At 36.0% G+C, this 508-nt stretch carries 1 protein-coding gene; it reads right to left on the bottom strand.

What is annotated here, in order from left to right:
* Window positions 1-508, bottom strand: a 508-nt coding sequence (locus tag AC3G7N_RS22765; protein WP_489424362.1) for a PDC sensor domain-containing protein, incomplete at both ends; no start/stop codon positions are given.

The following is a 508-nucleotide window of genomic DNA, read 5'->3' as shown; positions in this document are numbered from 1 at the left end:
CATTGTTTCGTTCAGTGTTTGATGGTCTTCAAATACATTTGTAATCGTATTGCGGATTTTTTCCAATTCGTTTCCATCGTTCATGTGGCCGGTTTCTTTTTTATTCGTCATTTCAAAGAGACTTCGTATCGGCTTATATTGGTTCCTGCCAAGGAAAATGGCTAGTGCCAAGCCAACAAATAATAATATTGCTAAAGTACCCATTATGATTGTTTTCGTCTGATCAAGCTTTCCAAAAAATTGATCTGCATCCATTAATGAAATAAATGTCCAACCGCTAACCTCTGATTTTACATAAACAAGTGAGTAGCTTTTTCCATCTATTTCGATGCTGCCAACCCCGTCTTTATCCATGGTAAACGAATCCAGATCTTCCTGTTTAATCCCTTTATCATTTATTGCAGCAGCAACGACCTGATTGCTGTCGTTAAAAATATATGTATTCCCTTTAAAGTCACCTAACACATTTTGAATCAAATCAGTCATTACCGATTCGTCAATAAAATAC

The organism is Virgibacillus carmonensis, from assembly GCF_057836705.1.
This window is presented reverse-complemented; position numbering and strand designations above follow the sequence as displayed.